15 protein-coding genes are annotated in these 18,985 nt (G+C 60.7%); 7 read left to right on the top strand and 8 right to left on the bottom strand.

Annotated features, from left to right (window positions below; genetic code table 11):
- The first annotated feature begins 52 nt into the window (after window positions 1-52).
- The 4 genes from AB8A27_RS18400 (at window position 53) to AB8A27_RS18385 (ending at window position 5,993) form a co-directional block, all read left to right on the top strand.
- Window positions 53-3,235 carry an efflux RND transporter permease subunit gene (locus tag AB8A27_RS18400; protein ID WP_441243145.1) on the top strand — a complete coding sequence of 1,061 codons (3,183 nt, stop codon included), beginning with the start codon at window positions 53-55 and terminating at the stop codon, window positions 3,233-3,235.
- Window positions 3,232-4,485, top strand: a complete 1,254-nt coding sequence (locus AB8A27_RS18395) for an efflux RND transporter periplasmic adaptor subunit (protein WP_441243144.1) — start codon at window positions 3,232-3,234, stop codon at window positions 4,483-4,485. The genes AB8A27_RS18400 and AB8A27_RS18395 overlap by 4 nt, the downstream gene beginning before the upstream one ends.
- A 20-nt stretch (window positions 4,486-4,505) precedes the next feature.
- On the top strand, window positions 4,506-5,153 hold the full coding sequence (locus AB8A27_RS18390) for a hypothetical protein (protein WP_441243143.1): 648 nt from the start codon (window positions 4,506-4,508) through the stop codon (window positions 5,151-5,153).
- A gap of 432 nt (window positions 5,154-5,585) precedes the next feature.
- Window positions 5,586-5,993, top strand: a complete 408-nt coding sequence (locus tag AB8A27_RS18385; RefSeq protein ID WP_441243142.1) for a hypothetical protein — start codon at window positions 5,586-5,588, stop codon at window positions 5,991-5,993.
- Between the two features lie 21 nt (window positions 5,994-6,014).
- On the opposite strand, the gene AB8A27_RS18380 is transcribed toward AB8A27_RS18385, so the two are convergent.
- The 3 genes from AB8A27_RS18380 to AB8A27_RS18370 all read right to left on the bottom strand — a co-directional run bounded on the left by AB8A27_RS18380 (window position 6,015) and on the right by AB8A27_RS18370 (window position 8,144).
- Window positions 6,015-6,494, bottom strand: coding sequence for a hypothetical protein (locus AB8A27_RS18380; RefSeq protein WP_441243141.1), 480 nt, complete (start codon window positions 6,492-6,494; stop codon window positions 6,015-6,017).
- Window positions 6,495-6,587: 93 nt separating this feature from the next.
- Window positions 6,588-6,959 carry a DUF883 family protein gene (locus AB8A27_RS18375; protein ID WP_092144952.1) on the bottom strand — a complete coding sequence of 124 codons (372 nt, stop codon included), beginning with the start codon at window positions 6,957-6,959 and terminating at the stop codon, window positions 6,588-6,590.
- 75 nt (window positions 6,960-7,034) lie between these two features.
- Window positions 7,035-8,144, bottom strand: coding sequence for an AI-2E family transporter (locus AB8A27_RS18370; protein WP_441243140.1), 1,110 nt, complete (start codon window positions 8,142-8,144; stop codon window positions 7,035-7,037).
- A gap of 237 nt (window positions 8,145-8,381) precedes the next feature.
- On the opposite strand from AB8A27_RS18370, the gene AB8A27_RS18365 reads away from it, so the two are divergent.
- Window positions 8,382-9,173, top strand: coding sequence for a L,D-transpeptidase (locus tag AB8A27_RS18365; RefSeq protein ID WP_441243139.1), 792 nt, complete (start codon window positions 8,382-8,384; stop codon window positions 9,171-9,173).
- Between the two features lie 39 nt (window positions 9,174-9,212).
- Window positions 9,213-9,845, top strand: coding sequence for a DUF2865 domain-containing protein (locus AB8A27_RS18360; protein WP_441243138.1), 633 nt, complete (start codon window positions 9,213-9,215; stop codon window positions 9,843-9,845).
- A gap of 24 nt (window positions 9,846-9,869) precedes the next feature.
- Here the strand turns inward: AB8A27_RS18360 and AB8A27_RS18355 are convergent, their stop codons facing one another.
- Together AB8A27_RS18355 and AB8A27_RS18350 are read right to left on the bottom strand one after the other, a co-directional pair.
- Complete coding sequence (locus tag AB8A27_RS18355; protein WP_441243137.1) at window positions 9,870-11,963, bottom strand: methyl-accepting chemotaxis protein; 2,094 nt, start codon at window positions 11,961-11,963, stop codon at window positions 9,870-9,872.
- Between the two features lie 207 nt (window positions 11,964-12,170).
- Window positions 12,171-14,264, bottom strand: a complete 2,094-nt coding sequence (locus AB8A27_RS18350) for a methyl-accepting chemotaxis protein (protein WP_441244945.1) — start codon at window positions 14,262-14,264, stop codon at window positions 12,171-12,173.
- 332 nt (window positions 14,265-14,596) lie between these two features.
- Between AB8A27_RS18350 and AB8A27_RS18345 the strand changes: the two genes are divergently transcribed.
- Window positions 14,597-14,752 carry a Thivi_2564 family membrane protein gene (locus AB8A27_RS18345; protein ID WP_441243136.1) on the top strand — a complete coding sequence of 52 codons (156 nt, stop codon included), beginning with the start codon at window positions 14,597-14,599 and terminating at the stop codon, window positions 14,750-14,752.
- 126 nt (window positions 14,753-14,878) lie between these two features.
- On the opposite strand, the gene AB8A27_RS18340 is transcribed toward AB8A27_RS18345, so the two are convergent.
- The 3 genes from AB8A27_RS18340 to cysT form a co-directional block, all read right to left on the bottom strand.
- The gene (locus AB8A27_RS18340; protein WP_441243135.1) at window positions 14,879-17,038 is read right to left on the bottom strand and encodes a malate synthase G; all 2,160 of its coding nucleotides are present in this window, start codon (window positions 17,036-17,038) and stop codon (window positions 14,879-14,881) included.
- Between the two features lie 130 nt (window positions 17,039-17,168).
- Entirely contained in the window at window positions 17,169-18,056 is an 888-nt protein-coding gene (gene cysW, locus AB8A27_RS18335) for a sulfate ABC transporter permease subunit CysW (RefSeq protein ID WP_441243134.1), read from the bottom strand.
- Window positions 18,056-18,883: a sulfate ABC transporter permease subunit CysT gene (cysT, locus tag AB8A27_RS18330; protein ID WP_441243133.1), complete on the bottom strand. Its 828-nt coding sequence runs from the start codon at window positions 18,881-18,883 to the stop codon at window positions 18,056-18,058. Before cysT ends, cysW begins: the two co-directional genes overlap by 1 nt.
- Window positions 18,884-18,985: the final 102 nt, after the last annotated feature.

Genomic DNA, 18,985 nt, shown 5'->3' with positions numbered 1-18,985 from the left:
CGTAGGGGCAGTCGCAGGATTCTTCCACGTACGGACAATCTGGGAGCGAGCAATGGGCATCGTGCGGTTTGCACTGAGATTTCCGTACACCTATTACGTAGTGGCAGTGCTGATCCTGTTCCTCGGAGGTGTTGCCATCCGTTCGATGCCGACCGACATCTTCCCAGAGATCCGAATTCCCGTCGTAACGGTGATCTGGAGCTACACGGGTCTCTCGACACCTGAGATGGAAGATCGGGTCTCGACCTACAGCCAGTACTCCATCAGCGCTAACGTCAACGGCATCAAGAATATCGAAGCACAGACGCTGAACGGGCTCTCGATCCAGAAGATTTACTTCCAACCCGACGTCAATCTCGATCTCGCAATTTCGCAGATCGTCTCGGCTACAAATGCGATCCGTGCGCTGATGCCGCCTGGCATCCAGCCGCCAATCGTGGTGCAGTTCAATGCCTCCAGCGTTCCGGTGCTGCAGCTCAGCCTCAACTCCGATACGCTCAACGAACAGCAATTGTATGATTTCGGCATCTACAGGGTCCGGCAACAGCTGGCACCAGTGCATGGCGTGACGTTACCTACGCCGGCTGGCGGCAAGTATCGCCAGATTATGGTTGACCTCGATCCTGACAAACTTCTGTCACGCGGATTGACGCCGCTCGATGTCGTTAACGCGGTCAATACTCAGAACCTGACGCTGCCGACCGGAACCGCAAAAATCGGTGACAAGCAGTATACGATGCGTACAAACGCGACGCCCGCCAGCATCGCTGATCTCAACATGATCCCGGTCAAGTTCGTCAACGGCGCGACGATCTTTCTGAAGGACGTTGCCCAGGTTCGCGACGGATCGGCAGTGCAGCAGAATATCGTGCGCCAGGACGGCCGGCGTTCGGTGCTGTTGAGTATCATCAAGAACGGCAACGCCTCGACGCTGACCGTCGTCAACGCAGTCAAGGACGTGCTTAAACAGGCGCGGGCAGCAGCGCCCGCAGGGTTAAAGATCAACGAGTTGTTCGACCAGTCCGTATTCGTCAAGTCATCGGTGACGGGCGTGCTGCACGAAGGCGCGATTGCCGCCGGCCTGACTGCGCTGATGATCCTGCTCTTCCTGGGATCATGGCGCTCGACGCTTGTGGTGATGATCTCGATCCCGTTGGCGATCCTGTCGTCGCTCGTGGTGCTATATTTCCTCGGCGAGACGCTCAACACGATGACGCTCGGCGGCCTCGCGCTCGCGGTAGGTATTCTGGTCGACGATTCCACGGTAACGATCGAGAACACGCATCGGCTTCTGACCGAGGAGCACATGGCGCTGCCGGACGCCACCTTGCATGGCGCAGCCGGCATCGCGATCCCGACGCTGGTCTCGACGCTGGCTATTAGTTGCGTCTTCACCTCGGTGGTGTTCCTCGACGGCCCGGCGAAATATCTGTTCACGCCGCTTGGTCTGGCAGTCGTATTCGCCATGCTGGCATCTTACGGCCTGTCGCGGACACTCACCCCGATCACCATCGGGCTGCTGCTGCGGTACGAAAAGCATGGCCCAGATGATGGCCATCCGAAGGGGCTATTTGCGCGGCTGTCGGGTGCGTTCGAGCGCGGTTTCGAGCGGATGCGTACTGGCTACGTTGCGCTGCTGACCCAGTTACTCAAGAATCGCGTCGTCGTGCCGGTGGCTGCGGTGCTGATCATCGGTCTCGGCGGCGTTATGCTGGTCTCGGTCGGCCGCGATTTCTTTCCGCTGATCGACGGCGGCGAGATCCAGCTCCACGTTCGTGCCCCCGCCGGCACGCGGATCGACGCCACCGAAAAAATCTTTCAACAGGTGGAGGACAAGATCCGCCAGATTGTTCCGGAGAGCGAGCGCAGTCTGATCGTCGACAATATCGGCCTGCCGGCACGACCCTATAATCTTGCCTTTACCGATGGCTCGACCATCGGTGTCAATGACGGCATTATCCAGGTGGAGCTCAAAGAGGGGCACAAGCCGACCGCCGACTACGTTCGCAAGCTGCGCGAGGTGCTGCCTGCGGCATTCCCCAACGATGTGTTCTATTTCCAGGCTGCTGACATCGTGACGCAGATCCTGAATTTCGGGCTGCCGGCGCAGATCGACGTCCGGACCGTCGGCTACGATCCCGGTGACCTTGCCATCGCGCAGAAGCTGCGGGAGCGCATCGCGGCGATCCCCGGCATTGTCGATGCGCATCTTCAGCAGGAAACTGACGCGCCGTCATTTTATACCGAGATCGACCGTACCCGTGCGGCGCAGCTGGGACTCAATGCCAGTACGATCGCGACGAATATCAACGTCAGCCTGAGTTCCTCGTCGCAGGTGTCGCCGAACTTCTGGACCGATCCGGCATCTGGCATTCCCTATTATCTCGCCGTGCAGACACCTGAATACCGGGTCAATTCGCTCAACGCCTACGGTAATACGCCGGTCTCGAGCACGCTGACCGTCGGCGGCCAGCCGGTGCCGGGAATGCTCAGCAATGTCGCGACCTTCAAGCGCGAACCGCTGCCCACCAACCTGAACCAGGCTAACGTGCAGCCGGTTTACGACGTCTATGCCAGTGCACAGGGCCGCGACCTCGGCGCGATCTCCGCCGACATCAACAAGGTAACGGCCGATTTGCAGAAGGAGATGAAGCCCGGAAACAGCATTGTCGTACTGGGCCAGATCCAGAGCATGAACGATGCCTTCGTCAACCTCGGCATCGGTTTGCTGTTCGCTGCCGTGTTCGTCTACCTCCTGATGGTGGTGAACTACCAGAACTTCAGCGATCCCTTCGTCGTGATGCTGGCGCTGCCGGCCACTCTGGCCGGTATCGTCACCATGCTATTCATCACGGGTACCACCCTGAACGTGCCGTCGATGATGGGCGCGATCATGGCGGTCGGCGTGGCGTCGGCGAATTCGATCCTGCTGGTTACCTTCGCACGCGAGCAGCAACTCGCAGGCCATTCTGCGTTCGAGGCCGCAATCAGCGCAGGCCACACCCGGATCCGGCCGGTGCTGATGACCGCGGCGGCGATGATCGTCGGCATGATTCCGATGGCGATCGGCAGCGCGGGGGAGGAGCAGAATGCAGCGCTCGCCCGCGCGGTGATCGGCGGATTGCTGTTTGCGACACCGACCACGCTCTTGATCGTGCCGTACTTGTTTTCGCTGTTGCGCAAACGCGTCGACGGCCAGCCGCAACACGGCGTCTTTGAGGAGGCTAGTTCATGACCGGGATTCAGAGGTTGCATGAGGCGCGGACGCAGGAGGAGCCACCCGTGGTAAATCGGCAGGCGGATCCGCCACCGGTGCGGCCTCGCTCCAAGGCCCGGCTGATGCTGGTTCTGGCGGTTCTGCTGTTACTCGGCGGCGGTCTCGGTTTCGGCTTCTGGCGGCACGGGCAGGCGCAGCAGGCCGTTGCCGACACGGCGGAGGAGCTCCGCGATCTCGTCCCGGACGTGAAGGTCGCGGTTATTAGCGACAGCACCGGCGGCAACGACATTTCGCTGCCGGCCACCACCACGGCCTTCGAAGCGGCGAATATCTTTGCCCGCACCAGCGGTTATATTGAAAAACGCTATGTAGACATCGGCGATCGGGTCAAGGCTGGCGACCTTTTGGCCGAGATCACTGCGCCGGAACTCGATCACCAGATTACTCAGGCCCAGGCCACGCTGAAACAGAACCAGGCTGCGTTGCAGCAGACGCAGGCCAGCCGCGATCTGGCGGACGCTACCAATGGCCGGGACAGCAGGCTTGTGAAGCAGGGTTGGCTGACGCTGCAGCAAGGGGACAACGACCGGCTGACACTGGCGGCCCAGCAGGCGGCAGTCGGAGTCGCGCAGTCCAACATTGCCGCGCAAGAGGCGCAGATCCGGATTCTCACGCAGGAGAAGGCCTATCAGCGCGTGATCGCGCCGTTTGACGGCATCATCACCCAGCGCAATATTGACAATGGCAGCCTGGTTCAGTCCGGATCCACGTTCATGTATACGCTGATGCACAGCAATGTCGTCCGCGTTCAGCTATTCGTGCCGCAGGACGCGGCGTTCGGAGTGACGCCCGGCGTGAAGGCGAGCGTCCACGTTCCAGAAATTCCCAATCGAGTGTTTGACGGCACGGTCACGCGGATCGCCTCTGCGTTGCAGCCCGGCAGCCGGACGTTGTTGACCGAAGTTGACATCCCCAATCCGGATGGGGCGCTCAGCCCGGGAATCTATTGCACCGTGGATCTGCACGTTCCGCGCAAGACGCCCGCCTTCATCGTGCCGGCAGATGCCGTGATCTTTAACGCCGAGGGCACGCAAGTGGCCGTTGCCGAGCACGGCATCGTCCACATGCACAAGATCACCATAGCGCGCGATTTCGGCACCTCATTGGAAGTGCGTGACGGCATCAAGGCAGGCGACGAGGTAGTACTGAATCCGATGGTGAATCTGGCCGAAGGTCAGAAGGTGAATGCCCACAAGCAGGCGGCGTGAGCACGAAAGGAAATGTAGCCATGGTGCGACTGTTGGGCGTTTTGATGCTATCGCTGTTGAGCAGCGATGCGGTTCTGGCGCAGGTCTCGACCATGGGCACGACGTCGATGGGGCTTCCGACCACTCCTGGTACGATGGTTTCCTCGCCGCTCAACGGCCCGAGTCCGTTCTCCGCGGCGACGCTTCCGGGGGCGGCAGATACCAGCTTGGCTCCGGTGCCGCTGGCATCGGACCCGACAGTGCCGGGTACCGTTATCAATTGCGCGCCAACCACAGCGCCAAGTGCGGCGACACCCGCCGCCGCTTTGGGAACGATCTCGACGGCAAACCTCGGTAGCGCGACTGGTACGGCCACCCCGGCAACGCCGGTTGGTAGCCCGCTGGATTCCAGCAGCTGTACGCTGAACGGGAATACCAGCCCAAGCGACCCTTCATCGCTGCCGCTCACCACTCCGCTGATTTCCAGCGTCCTGCCCGGTACGCTTGAGGCGCCGACTGCCGTCCTCGGCGACACCAGTATCGCTCCGTTGGCGACGATGCCTACACCGAATGCGACAGCCTGCAACGAGACCGTCTCGATGAAACTGGCCGCCCCCGGCATGATGGCGTCTGCCAATGCCACGGGTGCCACGGCGACGCCAGGGGTAACCGCGCTTTCGGGCTGTTGAGGCATATTAGGATGCGCGATACCGACAGTCTGGAAGCGTTGTTGGATCGCGTTTTTCGCTTTCGTGCCGGCTCGTGAGATCGACGACGAAACGGCAGCGGCGCTTGGCCAGGTGCAGAACTGTGCCGATGCCTTCTTCTGGCGCAGAGCCGAGAAGATGGCGTGCCGAATACAGTTCAAAAAAATTGCAGAAAAATCAATAACAAAATGCGGAGTGTAGCTGGCATCACCACAGCTACACCCCGCGTCGCCGGTCAATTGGGGCAGGGGACGACCGGCTGTCAGGATGACGCCCACCGATCAAAACCGTTCCCGGCAACTCGAAATATTTAACACACGGTTAAGTGATCGCCGTTCTTGAACCTCCGGGCTTGACGCACGTTCCTAATAGGAGCGCCAGGCAACGTCGCGGCGCAGGGCAGGCGAGGCTCACATGTCAAAGGTATCCAGCTTGGTTTTGGGAATGGTTGCCGGTGCGACCATGTTCGGTGCCATTCAGTATGCTTCCGGCAATGATCTGCGGGGCACGTTGATCGATTCTGACAAGGTCGCGTCCAGCGACGTGAACCGGGCCGCCAAGGGCGACCGGGCGTCACTAATTACCACACAGAATGAGCAGAGCCAGACTCTATCGTTCCGCGTTCAGGGCCTGTCGGATACGTCCATCCTTCTGCGGATGGGCGTCGCGCCCGTGGTGGCTCCGACCAAGAATGAGGCCGTCAATATTCGGCCGCTCCCCATGAATGCCAAACCGCAGCGTGCGGCGGTCGGCTGCGAGCCGCCCGTGAGTGTGCTTAGTGAGATGGCAAAGATGCTGCAGCCAGGGCGCTGTGTAACCTGATCGCCATTCTGACAATTTGAATCAATCGCCGGCGACCTCATCGGGGTCGTCGGTTTCGTCTGTATCATCATCTGTCGCAGCGCTGCTGCGATTAGCCATATAGCCGAGTGCGACGCCGGCCAGCGCGAGCAGCGGAATAACCTTCTTGAGGCCCAGCGTGCGCGCGATCTGAATGCTGGTCGCCACCAGCATCGGATCGATCAGTGGCGCATTCGCCGCAGCTCTGGCTGCTGCACGTGCCGCAGCTGCTGCGCGCTCGCGGGCCTGCTTCTGCTTGGTCGCATAGACCTGTGCGAAGATCGCCGCGACAACCACAAAGATGCCGGCGATGGTCAGGCAGGCCTCAACGATGCCATAGCGCTGCATCACCGCGATGAAAGCCGCCGCACATAGGAAGCACAGCGCTACAAAGCCGGCAAAACCCGCCAGTGCCATGAGTGAAGTCATGCGCAGGCTGTTGCCTGTGCTATTCTTGAGATCGTCGATAATACCCTTCAGCATGGAAGCCCCCGAACCCGAACTCTAAAATACAAAGAAAACTGACGGTACCTTCGGGCACCGCCAGTTCATCACAACTCAATCCTGCGCATATGCTCAGCGGCGCCAAGCCATCCCGATCAGGATTCCGAGGCCGAGCGCCAGTCCGACGGCGGCCAGCGGCCGCTGGGTAATGCTGTCTTCCAGCGTTTCCTCAAGCGAATAGGCGGCGTCATGCGCAGCATCATAGGCAGCGCTGCCGCGCTCCCGCATATCGGACATCATGTCTTCGGCATCGGCGCGGGCTTGCCTGACGCCGCGGCGGGCCTGTTTGGTGGCCTGGCCGGTAAAGGCATTGAGGGCGTCTGTGATCTGTTCGGTCAGGGCTGCAACATCGTTTTTCACGGCGGCGAGATCCTTCTGAAGGCGGCTGTAGGTTGCTTTGTCGGTCAGTTTCTTGAGTTCATCCAGGCCATCGATATCCGCCATGCGAAGCTCCCCTGATACTGAAAATCCAATGCAGAAACGCCCGGTTAGACCGTAGGTTCCATCAGTAGAGCCGGATTACTCCGGCGGCAACTGCGGCGAATTGATCGGCATCAAGTGCTCTTTCAGGATCAGGCCGACAATCAGGATCGGTGCGGCAAGAAAGCCGCCCATCGGACCCCACAACCAGGTCCAGAAGGCCAGTCCGATGAACACGGCCAGCGCGTTGAGCTGCAATTTTCGTCCGATAATCGCGGGCGTAATGAAATGGCCTTCGAGGAACGTAAGGCCGACGAAGAGCAGCGGCGCGATCATGCCGGCGGCGATCGTCTCCGACGAAATGATGCCGACCGCGACCAGAATGACGAACATGGCGACAGGGCCGATGATCGGGAAGAAGTTGAGCGTGGCTGCTAGCGCACCGAGGCCCGCCGGGTTGGGCATGCCTGTGGCCGCGCAGATTGCGCCGGTGGCAATGCCGACCCCGAAATTGATCATGGTGACCATCAGCAGATATTCGCCAAGGCTGGTCTCTATGGCATTGAGAATGCGCAGCGTCCGCAACCGCCATTCGTGATCGGCGAAGTTCATCACCAGCGCGCGGCGCAGATCTGTCCAGCTTGCGATGAACAGTACCAGCGTGGCGAAGAACAGCAGGAATTCGGTGAAAGTCGGCGACAGGAATTCAACGGTGGGCTGTACCCAGTCGATCTTCGGCAGCTCGAACTTTGTTGTCGCAAGCGTTTCGGTGCTGCCGAACATGCCCTGTATCTGGTGCCAGAGCGCCAGCGGCCGGTCGAAGACATGCAGCTTGTTCTTGAGGAGCGAACCGAGCTCGGGGAGCCGTGTCGTCCATTCCATCAGTGGCGATGAGATGAGACCGACGATAAAGGAAAGGCCCGCGCAGACGGCAGTTACGATCAGAACCGCCGAAACGGATCGTGGAATGCGGTGCTTTTCGAGAAAGCTCGCTGCGGGCGACAGCATGGTGCCAATGATGAAGGCTGTCACGATCGGCAGAAAGAATGCCTTGGCGACATAAAGCACCGCAACCACGGTGATCACCAGCAGCGATACCAGTGTGAAAGCAACCACCTCGGCACGGCGGATCACCGGCGGCTGTTCGATCTTGCTCTCGGGCACCGGCGTGCCTGCAGGCTTTTCGGGGAGAGCGCGGACTTCACTCATGAGCTATCCCGACATGCCGCCATTTATTCGCGCACATCTCGTTCGCGCGTCGGATCGCCAACATGCGATCGGGCTCTACAACACGACCATACCGCAAAAGTTCCGTCGCGATTTCGTGATGGTTCCTTGGTTGACAAATCATTCGGTGGACGATCGCGGGGAGGGAACCGCGAGGCCTCGGCGCAGTTGGTTGCGCGGTCATCACGACGATGACGCGTCGCCAAACGGGGCAGTCACATGTCACAGGCATCATCTGGAAACCGCAAGCTTTCGCTGCGTCTCACAAACGCGTTCTTTGTTGCAGCCGCTCTGATCGCTGCTCCACCGTTCATCTCCAGCGCATCGGCGCAGCTGATGAACTATGCACCGGCTGCGCAAGGTGCATTTCCACCGGGCGACGACGTGATGTCCGCACCGCGGGTGCGGGAGAACATGGATGCCGCTCTCCCCGAGCGCCTGCGTCGCGCCGAGGTCAGCTATATGACCCGCGAAGCGCCGGGCACAGTGATCATCGATACGGGCAATACCCAGCTTTACTATGTGCTCGGCAACAACCGCGCGATTCGCTACGGCGTCGGTGTTGGCCGCGAGGGGTTCACCTGGTCCGGCACGCAGACCGTCTCGCGCAAGGCGGAATGGCCGGATTGGCATCCGCCACAGGAAATGATCGCGCGTCAGCCCTATCTGCCGCGCTTCATGGCTGGCGGTCCCGGCAATCCGCTTGGTGCCCGCGCTATGTATCTCGGCTCCAGCGCCTATCGCATCCACGGCACCAATGATCCGTCAACCATCGGCAAGTTCGTGTCGTCGGGTTGTATCCGCCTGACCAATGAAGATGTGCAGGACCTTTTCAGCCGCGTCAGCGTTGGGACCAAGGTTGTGGTGCTGCCGAAGTCGGTCGCCCCACGCTATGAGGCGCGCACGGCCCCGGTACCGCGCAGCGTCACGTCGATCTCGGTGCGCCCTGCGGGCGCGCAGCCAGCTCCGGGCCGTCAGGCGATGAACCTTTCGGCATCGTCGCTCTACTGAGAGTCGATCATTCCGCCTTGATACCGCGCTGGAGGCTCCATGACCCGATTTTCAGGACAACGGATGGCCCTCGGCGCGGTCACGGCGATTGTTGTGCTCGGTGCTGCCCCGGCGCAGGCACAGGATTTTTTCTCGGCATTGTTCGGCGGGATGGCGCGTGGCCGTGGCCCCGATATCTCGCTGCCTTTTGTCAATGAAGGTCCACCGGTGCAGGAGCAGCGCCCTCGCGCAGCAAGCGGTGGGCGTCAGGCTTTTTGCGTGCGCACGTGCGATGGGCGCTACTTCCCGATATCAGCCACCGACAGTCAGAGCCGCGCAGCGTCGTGCAATAATTTCTGTCCGGCGAGCGATACCAAGGTTGTTTATGGCAGCAGTATCGACACAGCGGTGACAGACGGCGGCAAGCCGTATTCGGAGCTGCCCAATGCATTCAAGTATCGCACCGAGCTCGTGGCCGGTTGCACCTGCAACGGCAAGGACCAGATCGGTCTGGCGCCGGTGAAGCTCGAGAACGACCCGACCTTGCGCAAAGGCGACATTGTCGCTGGTGCCGAGGGATTGATGGTCACGGGCCGCGGCGCTGACAAGCGCGGCGCATTGCTGAACATGTCGCCGGTGTCGCCGTCGCTGCAGGCAAAGTATGAGCGGATGCCGGTGGTGGCGCGGGAATAATCCGCGCCACGTTATCGATCCCGCTCAGGCCGCGCGGATCTTGCCGAGAAAGTCCGTCACCTGAGTTCCGAGCTGGCGCGTCTGCGTCGCCAGCGTCTCTGATGCCACTTTCACGTCCTGGGCGGCTGCACCGGCTGCGTCGGCATCAGCACTGACTCCGCTGATATTGTCCGACACATTGCGGGTGCCATCGGCCGCCTGCTGGGTGCTACGGGTGATTTCCTGCGTCGCTGCGCCCTGTTCTTCGACCGCAGCTGCAATCGCGGTGGCGACTTCATTTACTTCGCCGATAATGCCGCCGATCGACTTGATGGCTTCGATGGCCTCATTGGCGACCTTCTGGATGTCCGCGATCTGTTCGGAAATATCCTCGGTCGCCTTGGCCGTCTGGCTGGCCAGCGACTTCACTTCGGACGCAACGACCGCAAAGCCACGGCCTGCTTCGCCGGCGCGCGCTGCTTCGATGGTGGCATTGAGCGCCAGCAGATTGGTTTGTGAAGCAATGTCGTTGATGAGGCCGACGACTTCGCCGATCCGGTTGGCCGTCTTGGCTAGGCCCTGAACGGTATTGTCGGTCTGCTGTGCCTGGCTGACGGCGCGGCTGGCGATGCCCGCCGCATGCGATGCCTGGCGGCTGATGTCGTTGATCGAGGCACTCAGCTCCTCGGCCGCAGCGGCGACATTCTGCACATTCACTGAGGCTTCGCCCGAGGCGCGCGCAGCATCCTGCACGCGGGCATTGGTTTGGCTGGACACGGCGGCCATGCCGTCGGATGTCGTATTCATCTGATCGGAGGCGCTGTTAAGAGTGCCCAGCGTGTCGCGCATTTGGATCTCGAACATGCCGATATACTGTTCGACGGCCTGCTGGCGCTGGCTGGCATTGGCATTCCGATGGCGTTCCTGCGCCTCGATCTCGGCTTTTTCCATCGCCTGTTTCTTGAAGGTCCCCAATGCGCCGGCCAAGGCGCCGATTTCGTCCTGGCGGTCGCTATAGCCGGCATCGACGCTGAGATCGCCGCCGGCCACTTTCAGCATCGCGTCGCGGATCGTGAGCAGTGGCGTGGTCACACGGCGCGTGATTGTGACTATGGCGCCCACGGCCAGCAGGATCGCGGTACCCAGCAGCACAAGTTGCAAAATCAGCGAGCGTTGCGCGACCGACCATTGCGCGATGCTGTGGTTCTTGGCCTCGTCAAGTGCACGCTCGGCTACGACCACGGCCGTGCTCATCTTGTCCACGGTCAGCGGTGTCCAGGCTGTCGCCGCCATTTCGGGTTTCTCGCCGGTTGCAACGGCCTGAATCAGGCGGTCGCGCAGCGCCAGGTATTGCGGATCGAAATAGGATGCCTTCGCTGCTGCAAGGGCTGTGATGAGACCTTGCGGCAGTTCAGTCCCCGACGATGCGATGTCCAGCGCATTCCATCCAGTTTCGATGCCGCCTGTCAGCTTCACATAGCTTCGCTGCAGTTCCGGCGAGATCTTGTTGACCGCGAGTGCGTTGGACACAATGACGGAGGCATCGCCCGATGTGTTGCGCATCAGCCAGGCCATCTGCTTGATCGACAGCAACTGATCGATCACCGGATCGTTGTGGATTACGGCGGCCGTGAGAGCGGAGGATACTTTTTCAAGCATGGCCAGAACGGAATCGACATTGTCCTGGAATTCCTTGGCGAGGCCTGCGCGGCGCGAGGCCTTCGGCTTGCTCATCTGGTCCCAGGATTCGGTCTGCAACGCGATCAATGCCTGCATCAGCCGGTTAAACTCAGGCACGAGCGTCGCCTTGCCGGGGAAGTCGGCGGTGACCAGCAATTCTCCTGCTGCTTTCATTGCCGGCATTTCGGCGCCGCGGATACGGCGCAGATAGGCCTCGGTATCGGGCTGGATCACGACATCGGCGTTCAATGTGCGGAACGTCGTGGACCGGTCAGTGCGCAGATTGTGCATTGCCTTGAACACATGGCCGGATGCCTCGGCGATGGTCGACATGCGCCCGGCGACGTTGAGGCGCCCATATGATTCCCACGCACTGAGAATGAGGAATGTGACGACACAGACCGCCATGATGGCGATCACGGACTTGAGCAATGCGGAAACCGTCAATCGATGAAGCACAATGAATCTCCCAAAAATATTTCCGGTATCTAAGGCTGCAATTGGTAAATATTCACGTTCACGCCCGTCTTGATAAACTCGTTTCTGATGATGCTACTTGAGGTGGCCGATTTTCGTGCCCGGCGACGCTGCAACGAAAAAGCCCCGACGATGCCGGGGCTTTTTGATATTTGTCAGCGCTCGATGCCGTGACTGATGAGGCCCTGCCTAGGCTGCCCGGATCTTGCCGAGGAAGTCCGTCACCTGTGTGCCAAGCTGGCGCGTCTGCGTGGCCAGCGTTTCCGAGGCTACCTTCACATTCTGCGCGGCTGCGCCCGCTGCGTCCGCATCGGCGCTGACGCCGGCGATATTGTCCGACACATTGCGGGTGCCATCGGCAGCCTGCTGCGTACTCCGGGTGATCTCTTGTGTCGCGGCACCCTGTTCTTCGACGGCCGCGGCGATGGCAGTTGCCACTTCATTGACCTCGCCGATGATGCCGCCGATCGACTTGATGGCCTCGATGGCCTCATTGGCGACCTTCTGGATATCTGCGATCTGCTCGGAAATATCGTCGGTCGCCTTGGCGGTCTGGCTGGCCAGCGACTTCACTTCCGATGCGACGACCGCAAAGCCACGTCCGGCCTCGCCGGCGCGCGCGGCTTCGATAGTGGCGTTGAGCGCCAGCAGGTTCGTCTGCGAGGCGATATCGTTGATCAACCCGACCACCTCGCCGATCCGGTTGGCCGTCTTGGCGAGGCCTTGGACGGTGCCATCGGTTTCCTGCGCCTGATTGACGGCGCGACTGGCGATTCCCGCGGCATGCGATGCCTGGCGGCTGATGTCGTTGATCGAGGCACTCAGCTCTTCCGCCGCGGCAGCAACGTTCTGCACATTCACTGAGGCTTCGCCGGAGGCGCGCGCAGCATCCTGCACGCGGGCATTGGTCTGATTGGACACGACTGCCATGCCATCCGATGTGGTGTTCATCTGATCGGACGCGTTGCCGAGCGCGTTGAGCGCATCGCGCATCTGGACCTCGAAGGTCCCGATATGCTGCTCGATGGCCTGCTGCCGCTGGGTCGCGTCGGCGTTGCGGTTGCGCTCCTGCTGTTCGATCTGTGCTTTCTCCTTGGCCTGTTGCTTGAAGGTCTCCAGAGCGCCGGCGAGCGCGCCGATTTCGTCCTTCCGTTCGGAATAGCCGGCATCGACGGCGAGATCGCCTGCGGCGACTTTCAGCATCGCATCGCGAATGGTGTGCAGCGGAGTGATGACGCGGCGGGTGACGGCAATCATGCTGCCGAATGCTACGCCGAGCGCGGCAGCGAGCAGTGCCAATTGCAGAATCAACGCGTGCTGCGCGGCAGTCCACTGCGTCAAGGTGTGGCTTTTTGCTTCATTTAGCGCTCGTTCAGCAACTGTAACCGCGCTGCCCATGCGATCAACGGTGATTGGGGTCCATTCACTTGCGGTGATTTCGGGCTTTTCGCCGTTCACCAGTGCATTCATGACGCGGTCACGAAGAGCCATATATTGCGGGTCGAAATAAGCCACCTTCGCGGCAGCTATGGTTGCAGCCAGGCCGGCCGGAAGCTGCATTCCAGACGCGGACAATTCCAGCGCATTCCAGGCGGCGTCGATGCCGCCAACAAACTTGGTGTAGGCGAGCTTATTTTCCGGTGTGGCGCGCCCGGCGGCAAGGCCGTTCGCGACGAGGAGGGATCCTTCGCCGGCGGTGTTGCGCAGCAGCCAGGCCGCTTGTTTGATCGACAGTAGTTGATCGATCATGGGATCGTTGTGGTTCACCGCGGCGGCGAGCTGGGCCGACACTTTCTCCAGTGTTTCAAGCAGCGCCTGCGTGGTCTCCATGTACTCCTTGCCGAGGGCTGCGCGGCGCGACGCCTTCGGCTTGCTCATCGCGTCCCAGGATTCGGTTTGCAGAGCGGTCAGCTTGTTGATCAGCTGGACCAGCGTCGGGTGCAGCGTCTTTTGATCGGCGAATTCGATGGTGGCAATGAGATCAGCCGCTGCTCGCATCGCTGGCATCTCGGAATCGCGAATGGAGCGTAGATATTTTTCCCCGTCGGGCTGAATGACTGTCTCGTTGTTGAGGTTCCGGTTCGTCGACGCACGGTCGGTGCGCAAATTATGCATCGCCTTGAAGGCATTCGCAGAGGCGTCCGCAATCACCGAGATACGGCTGGCTGAACGTAACCGCCCGTACGAATCCCAGGCTGTCGTTGCCAGAACGGCGACCACGCAAAGCGCCATGACTACGATGACAGATTGAAGCAATGCGGAAACGGTCAATCGATTGAACATCATGAATCCCCCAAATTGTTTGATTTAGTAAGGCTTCAAATGGTAAATATTTCCGATTGCACGCGTATTCTGAGACGGGCTTGAAGCACAGCTACCTTAGGTAGTTTGTGCGTAAGCATTCTTGGGCGCAGCTGCCTCGTCCGACGAGGTAAATACTTACTGCCTTGAGAGCACGGAACTCTTCCGAAATGCATCTCTTGGTACCGGCTCCGACGGGTTCTTTTGTTCCGATCCGGGAACCCAATGCTCCCGCCCACGTTGGATCACTGTTGAACAGCCGCGGCGATGACCGGGGCTGCTATTCGTTTCCATTGAGTCTGGGGGATACGCATATGCTCGTCGGCGCTCTCATTACCTTTCTCGTCGTCATTCTCATTCTGTACTTGATCAATCTGTTGCCGATCGACAACCGCGCGAAGCAGATCTGCCGCGTTGTCGTGATCATTCTCGGTGTGATCTCGCTGCTGAAATACATCGCGATTTTCTAGCGAGTTGAACTAACAAAAAAGCCCCGGCGGTTTGCCAGGGCTTTTACTTGCGTCGATGCGATCGACACTCTGTCATTCGTCATGGCCGGGCTTGCCTCCGCCATGACGACACGGACAGAGAGTGTATCAAGCCAGCGCCTTCGCCTCGCGACGGCGCGCGGTGAGGATGTACTCAGTATAGCCGTTCGGCTGCGTGCGTCCCTCGAAGATCAGGTCGCAGGCGGCCTTGAAGGCGACGCCATCGAATGAGGGCGCCATGTTCTGGTACAGCGCGTCGCCCTTGTTCTGTCCGTCCACCACGACAGCCATGCGCTTCAGGGATTCCATCACCTGATCCTTGGTGATGACGCCCTGATGCAGCCAGTTGGCGAGATGCTGCGCGGAGATGCGCAGTGTGGCGCGATCTTCCATCAGGCCAACGCCGTGAATGTCCGGTACCTTGGAACAGCCGACGCCCTGGTCGATCCAGCGCACGACATAGCCGAGGATGCCCTGGCAGTTGTTGTCGATCTCCTGCTTCACATCGTCCGGCGCCCAGTTCGACTGCGACACCGGAATTGTGAGGATGTCGGTGAGCTTGCCGCGCGGGCCGCCCTTGGCGAGATCCTTTTGGCGTGTGGCGACGTCGATCTGATGATAGTGCAAAGCGTGCAGCGTCGCCGCGGTCGGCGAAGGCACCCATGCGGTGGTCGCACCGGCCTGTGGATGGCCGAGCTTCTGCGTGAGCATGTCCGCCATCTTGTCGGGAGCCGCCCACATGCCCTTGCCGATCTGGGCATGGCCGGGCAGGCCATCGATCAGGCCGACGTCGACGTTCCACTCTTCATAGGCCTTGATCCACGGCGTCGCCTTCATGTCGTTCTTGCGGATCATCGGACCCGCTTCCATCGACGTGTGGATTTCATCGCCGGTGCGGTCGAGGAAGCCCGTGTTGATGAACATGATGCGCTTCGACGCATTCTGGATGCAGGCCTTGAGGTTCACCGTGGTGCGGCGCTCCTCATCCATGATGCCGACTTTTATGGTGTTCTCGGGTAGCGACAGCAGTTTTTCGACGCGTGCGAAGATCTCGCAGGTCAGCGCTACTTCGTCCGGGCCGTGCATCTTCGGCTTCACGATATAGACCGAGCCGGTGCGGCTGTTGCGGATCGGGCCCTTGCTCTTGAGATCGTGGATCGCGATCAGGCCGGCAACGGCAGCATCGAGCAGGCCTTCCGGAATTTCCTCGCCGGCGCTGTCGAGCACCGCGTCCGTGAACATGTGATGGCCGACATTGCGCATCAGCATCAGGCTGCGGCCATGCAGGGTCAGGTTCTTGCCGTCGATGGTCTTGTAGACACGGTCTTCATTGAGCGCGCGCTTCAGCGTCTTGCCGCCCTTTTCGAAATCGGCAGAGAGTGTGCCGTTCATCAAACCCAGCGTATTGCGATAGACCAGCACCTTGTCGTCGGCGTCGACCGTGGCGACGCTGTCTTCCATGTCGAGAATAGTCGAGACGGCCGACTCCATGATCATGTCGGCAACGCCAGCGGAGTCGTCCTTGCCAATGGTATTGGTCCGATCGATCTTTACTTCGATATGCAGGCCGTTATTGACCAGCAGGATCGAGCTTGGTGCCGCGAGCTCGCCGAGATAGCCGGCGAGCTGAGCTTCGTTCTTCAGCGCGGTGAGGTTGCCGCTCTTGAGTTTGGCCGAGAGCTGTCCAGCGACGATGCTGTAGGCAGTGACGTCGGTGTGGCTGCCGGTGGCGAGCGGTGCGGCCTGATCGAGGAAGGCTTTGGCCTTGGCGATGACTTTGTCGCCGCGTGCTTTATTGTAGCCTTTGCCACCTTCAGACGGATCGTGCGGGATGGCATCGGTGCCGTAGAAAGCATCATAGAGGCTGCCCCAGCGCGCATTTGCGGCGTTCAGCGCGTAGCGCGCATTGGTCAGCGGCACCACAAGCTGCGGGCCGCAGATCTCGCCAATCTCGATATCGACATTGGCGGTCTCGACCTGCTTGGTCGCGGGCTCCGGGAGGAGATAGCCGATCTCCTTGAGGAATGCCGTATAGGCATTCATGTCGAAGGCGCCCTTGTTGGCGAGATGCCAGGCATCGATCTTGGCCTGCAGCGTGTCGCGCACCTTGAGCAGTTCGCGGTTCTTCGGGCCGAGGTCCTTGATGAGACCGGCGACGCCGGCCCAGAACGCATCCGGCGCAATGCCGGTCCCGGGGGCGGCTTCCTTGGCGATGAAGTCGAACAGGACGGGGGCGATCTGCAGTCCGTGGGCGTCGATGCGTTTCATGGTGTCTTTCTCGCGAGAAGCGGCAATTCTGCTCTAATTTCAGGGAGTATAAGCATAAACGGCGCCAAACCGCGGCGCCCATGGGACCTTTTAACGCCAAGGCTACCCGGTGAGAAGTCCCCTAAAAGGATCAGTGGCCGGGCGGCCGGGCCGGAGCCTGTGCGTGTTCGGGCGAGATCCGCTCTAGCACCACCTTGATCACGATGGTGAGCAGTGCCACGGCCGTCAGCACCGTTGCCGCGGCAAAGGCGCCGGCGACATTGTAGTCCTGATACAGAAGTTCGATCTGCAGCGGCAGCGTCGTGGTCTGGCCGCGGATATTGCCGGATACGACGGAGACCGCGCCGAATTCGCCCATTACGCGGGCATTGCACAGGATCGCGCCATAGAGCACGGCCCAGCGCACATTCGGCAGCGTGACGCGCAGGAATGTCGCGAAGCCCGACGCGCCGAGCGTGACGGCGGCTTCCTCCTCGTCGGTGCCCTGCACCTGCATGAGCGGGATCAGTTCACGTGCGACGAAGGGCGCGGTGACAAACATGCTTGCCAGCACGATCGCCGGCAGTGCGAACATCACCTTGATGCCCATGGCTTCGATTAGCGGGCCGAACAGGCCCTGCGAGCCGTAGACGAAGATATAGGCAACGCCGGCGACGATCGGCGAGATGGAGTAGGGCAGTTCTATCAGCGAGATGAGCAGCGTGCGGCCGGGGAAGGTGAATTTGGTCACCGTCCACGCCGCGGCGAGGCCGAATACGATATTGATCGGCACAGCGATCATCGCGGTGACGACAGTCAGAAAGATCGCATGCTGCGTGCCGGGCTCGGTGAGGCTATTGAAAAACGTGCCGATGCCTTGCGACAGCGCTGAACTGAAGATTAGCGCCAGCGGCGCGATCAGGAACAGCAATGTGAGGATCGCGACGATGCCAAGTACCACGCGTCGTGTCACCGGGCCGGCACCGACGGGAGTCACCATCCATTCGGTATGGGCGCGTTCACTCGTCGGATGCGACATCACGCATCTCCCCGGCCAAGATAGCGCAAGTTCCAGGCCTGCACCGCATTGGTGATGATCAGCATCGCAAACGCCATCGCCAGCATCACCACGGCAATCGCAGCGGCGGCCTGGTAGTTGTATTCCTCGAGCCGAATATAGGTCAGCAAGGCAACGATCTCGGTCTTCATCGGCTGGTTGCCAGCGATGAAGATTACGGCGCCGAATTCGCCGAGGCTGCGCGCGAAGGACAGCGAGCAGCCGGCAAGGAAGGCCGGGAAGATTGCCGGAAAGATCACGCGCCAGAGGATCTGCAGGTCGTTGGCGCCGAGCGAGCGGCCGGCTTCCTCCACATCGGAGCCGAGATCTTCGATCACCGGCTGCACTGTGCGCACTACGAAGGGAATGCTGGTAAAGGCCATCGCAATGGCGATGCCGAGCGGTGCGTAAGCAACCTGGATGCCAAGCGCATCGAGCGGTGCGCCAAACCAGCCTTTCTTGGAAAACAGCGCCGTCAGTGCGAGACCGGCCACCGCGGTCGGCAGCGCAAAGGGCACGTCGACCAGCGCATCGAGAATACGCTTGCCGGGAAATTCGTAGCGCGCCAGCACCCAGGCCAGCAGTAGTCCATAGATGGCGTTGAATGCGGTGGCCGCGAGCGCCATCGTCACGGTGACACGGATGGCCGACAGCGTGCGCGGCGAAGACAGGATGGTCCACAATTGCGCGAGGCCGACATCGGACGCCTTCAGGATCAGCGCACACAGCGGCAGCAGCACGATCGCTCCGAGATAAAAGAGCGTAATGCCGAGCGAGAGCCCGAAACCTGGAATGACGCTACGTCGCAAGGGAAGGTCCGTGTATGAAGCCGTTGGGGCCTCTCTTAGACGATTTGCGCGGAAAAGGAATGCGGGGAGGTCGTCTAATGCAGGCGCTCGTCCTTTCCGCAC

Source organism: Tardiphaga sp. 768_D3_N2_1, assembly GCF_052076105.1.
Classification (GTDB): domain Bacteria; phylum Pseudomonadota; class Alphaproteobacteria; order Rhizobiales; family Xanthobacteraceae; genus Tardiphaga.
The sequence above is the reverse complement of the archived record's forward strand: the minus strand, read 5'-3'. Positions and strand labels throughout refer to the sequence as shown.